This is a genomic window from Actinosynnema sp., from assembly GCF_052038725.1.
This window is the reverse complement of sequence record NZ_JBQGCX010000831.1, coordinates 1-3,397: the sequence shown is the minus strand read 5'-3', so window position 1 is coordinate 3,397 and position 3,397 is coordinate 1. Positions and strand designations below refer to the sequence as shown.

Annotated in this window: 5 protein-coding genes; 3 read left to right on the top strand and 2 right to left on the bottom strand. The window is 75.4% G+C overall.

Features of this window, described 5'->3' with window-relative positions:
• The coding region (locus ACTUAL_RS17105) for a TIGR04222 domain-containing membrane protein (RefSeq protein ID WP_440900970.1) at window positions 1-758 on the top strand (758 nt) is incomplete at its 5' end.
• Window positions 759-812: 54 nt separating this feature from the next.
• On the opposite strand, the gene ACTUAL_RS17100 is transcribed toward ACTUAL_RS17105, so the two are convergent.
• Both ACTUAL_RS17100 and ACTUAL_RS17095 read right to left on the bottom strand, forming a co-directional pair.
• Window positions 813-1,370, bottom strand: coding sequence for a hypothetical protein (locus tag ACTUAL_RS17100; RefSeq protein WP_440900969.1), 558 nt, complete (start codon window positions 1,368-1,370; stop codon window positions 813-815).
• Window positions 1,367-1,744 carry a hypothetical protein gene (locus ACTUAL_RS17095; RefSeq protein ID WP_440900968.1) on the bottom strand — a complete coding sequence of 126 codons (378 nt, stop codon included), beginning with the start codon at window positions 1,742-1,744 and terminating at the stop codon, window positions 1,367-1,369. Before ACTUAL_RS17095 ends, ACTUAL_RS17100 begins: the two co-directional genes overlap by 4 nt.
• Window positions 1,745-1,868: 124 nt before the next feature.
• Between ACTUAL_RS17095 and ACTUAL_RS17090 the strand changes: the two genes are divergently transcribed.
• Window positions 1,869-2,780 carry a TIGR04222 domain-containing membrane protein gene (locus tag ACTUAL_RS17090; RefSeq protein WP_440900967.1) on the top strand — a complete coding sequence of 304 codons (912 nt, stop codon included), beginning with the start codon at window positions 1,869-1,871 and terminating at the stop codon, window positions 2,778-2,780.
• Window positions 2,752-3,397: TIGR04222 domain-containing membrane protein (locus tag ACTUAL_RS17085; protein ID WP_440900966.1), on the top strand; the 646-nt coding region annotated here is incomplete at its 3' end. The genes ACTUAL_RS17090 and ACTUAL_RS17085, both read left to right, overlap by 29 nt.

Below are 3,397 nucleotides of genomic sequence, written 5' to 3'. Positions count from 1 at the left end.
TGCGGGCGGCCGAGGTGGCCACGGCGGCGCTGCTCGACGCGGGCGCGCTGCGACCGGGCCGGAACCGGACGGTGAGCCGGGTCAAGGGCGCCAGGCCGGGCAACCCGGTGGAGGCCGCCGTGCTCACCGACGCGGCCCGCTACGAGCGCCGCACCCTTCCGCTGCTGCTCACGTCCGTCGCGGACGGGGGCGCGGTGCGGGAGGTGGAGCGGCGGCTGGTCCTGGCCGGGCTGCTGATCTCGCCCGAGCGGGCGAGGAGGTGGTTGCGGATCGGTGTGCTGCCGATGCTGCTGGTCGCGCTCGTGGGGGTCGTGCGCTGGGTCAACGGGGTGCGGATCGGCGCCCCGGTCGGCTGGTTGACCCTCCAACTGCTGCTCACCGCCGTGCTGGTGCTCGTGCTGGGCACCAGGTTCCTGCCCAGGAGGACCGCGCGGGGCGTCGCGCTCGTCGCGGACGCGCGCACCAGGGGCCTGGTCGGCGGCTGGGGCGCGTTCGGGCCGACGTCGCCCGCCGTGGAGGCGGTGCTGTTCCAGGGGTTCTCGGCGCACCCGGACGCGGAGGTGCGCAGCGCGGTCCGGCCGATGGCGCGCTCGCGCAGCGGGGCGTCCGCCGGTGGTGGCGGGGGCGGGGTGGCCTACTACGGCGCGGTCGGCGGGTTCGACGGCGGCGGGGGCGGGTCGTCCGGGGACGGCGGCGGGGGCGGGGGAGGCTGCGGCGGTGGGGGTGGCGGCGGCTGCGGTGGCGGCGGGGGCTGCTGACCCCCGGTGGGCGGTGGGCGGTGGTCCTCGTCGACCACCGCCCCCGGCTGCGCGCTACTCGGTGGGCAGGGTGGGGGTGATGGCGTTGGCCAGGGCGGTCGCCGCGTCGCAGGCCTGGTCGAGCGAGGCGTGGTAGACACCCACGAAGTCGACCCTGGCGGTCTCGCTGACCTCCACCCGCACGGCGCAGGACGTCGCTCCTGCGGGCTTGCGGTCGAGGAGGGCGGCCCGACCCGCGATCGTGATGTTGCTGACCTCGCTGTCGGGACCGGGCACGGCCTTGCTGAGCCCGAGGGTCGGGAACGCGTTCATCCCCACGGTGATCCTGTTGCCGTCACCCAGGTCGTACTTGCCCACGCAGCTCTCGGGCTCCTGCTTCTTGATCTCGACCAGCGGGAACCGGCCCGCGACCCGCTCGAAGTCGGCGCACAGCTCCAGGTCAGCCAGCCCGGAACCCGCGGGGGCCGAACCTGCCGTGCTGCTGGGTGCGGCCGGGTTCGAAGTCGCCGGGGTGGCCGTCCCCGGCTCGACGGTGGAGCACGCGGACAGGGCGGACGCGAGGAGCGCGAGGGCGACAAGCCGGACGTTCTGCACGGTCTTCTTCCGTCTCACTGGGAGTTGAACTTCTCGACACGCGCGTCATCGACCGCGCTGTAGTTCTCCTTGGCCTTCTGCATTGCCTGGAGAGCTTCGCCCAAGGCGATCTTGAGTTGATCGATGGCGGGGATCAGCCCGATCGTGCCAGGCCCGCCCAAGGCGTTCTCGAGGTTGTACTCGCTCATCCTCACAGCGTCCGGGCTGGTCCCCAACTGCGTCCTCTGCTGAAGCAGTTCCGTCTGGTACTGGATGCCGTCTAGCTGTTCCAGCGCTGTCTTGATCGCGTGGATGTAGGCGTCGGCCCCGCTCTTGCTGATCGCGAACCCACCCGATTCGGCGGTCTGCTTGAGCGCGCTCATCCCCGCTGTCATGGACTGCAACGCCGCCATGTTCAACCCCTGCGGTATCACCATCCACCCCCCGTGCTCAGTTATTCCAACATTTCCCGCAGGCTACCGGAGCACTTCCCGCAACACCCCCAGGTCAGCGCACCTTCCGACCTAGTCTGGTCGCATGACCGACGCGGTGTTCGCCCTGGTGCTCGGCGTCCTGCTCCTCGGCGCGTTGGTGGTCGGGGCGCGGCTCAAGCGGGTCGCCGGGACGGCGCCGCGCCGGGCGCTGACCTTCGAGGAGGTCGGGTACCTGGCCGGGGGGCCGGTGCGGGCGGCCGAGGTGGCGCTGGCCTCGCTGGTGGCGCAGAACCGGGCGCGGGTGTCCGGTGGGCGCGCGGTGGCGGTGGGCACGCCCGAGGAGCGGGAGGAGCCGACCGCGCTGGCGGCGGAGCTGCTGGGCGCGCTCGGCGACCGGCCGCGCGGGCTGGACGGGCTGCTGCTGGGCGCGGCGTCCTCCGCCCCGGCGCGGGCCGTCGGGCGGGGGCTGGTGCGGGGCGGGCTGCTCGTGCCGCCGCGCGCCCGGTTGCGGCGGGCGGCGCTGAGCGTGGCCCCGCTGGTCGTCCCGGCGGCGCTCTCGGTGGTGTTGCTGGGCGCGGTCGGGGTGGTCGGGCTGGCGCTGACCGGCGTCGCGGCCGTGGTGCTGCTGCTGGGCGCTCCCCCGGTGCTCACCCGCGCCGGGTCGCGCGCGCTGGCCGACGCCACCGCCGGGCTCGCCCCGGTCGACGCGGCCGAGCTGGCGGCCCGGTTCGGGCTGGCCTCGGCGGTGCGCGGGTCCGTCCGGGAGGCGCCGCGCGAACCGCCGGTGGCGCGGGCGGAAACAGCCGTGTTCGACGGCGAGCGGGCGGAACCGATCGGGGAGCCCGAGACGTCCCAGGTCCGGCTGCCCTGGCGCAGGCGCCCCGTCGAGGTGGAGCCGCTGCGCTGGCAGCGGGGCAGCGGCCTGCTCGCCGCGGGCGGTTGGTTCGTCGGCGGCTGGTTGGCCGCCGAGTGGGTGGAGGACTGGGATGGCGACTTCGGCGGCGACGCGGGCTGACGGGCTCACCACCGAGCAGCTGGCCTGCCTGGCCGGTGGGCCGCGGCGGGTCGTGGAGGTGGCGGTGCTCGCGCTGGTGCGGGCGGGCGCGGTGCGGGTCGGGCGGAACGGCGTGGTCAGCGCGGTGAGCGGGGCGTCCCCGCGCACCGGGGCGCAGGCGGCGGTGCTCGCGCACCTCGGGCAGCACCTGGGCAACGTGGTGGAGAAGGCCTCGGACAGCACCGGGGCCCGCGCGGTGCGCGACGAGCTGCTGGCGCTCGGGCTGCTGCGCTCCCCCGCGTTCCAGGAGCGGGTGCGCGCGGCCCGCGCGGTGCTGGTGATTCTGGCCTGCCTGCTCGCGGCCGCGCTCGTGGTGCTGCCCGAGCACCTCGTCGCGACGCTGGCCCTGCTGGTGGCGCTGCTGCTGGTGCGGCACGGCCTCGGGTTCTGGACGGGCATGGTCAACGGCCGGGGGCGCGCGGTGCTGCGGGACGCGCCCTCGGCGATCGCCGGGCGGGTCGACTGGTCGGAGCGGGTGATCGCGCTCGTGGGCTTGCAGGGCGGGTTCCAGGGGCGGCCCGCGCACGAGTTCACCGTGGTGCCGGAGAGCGCGGTGCGCACGATGCGGCCGCCGCGCA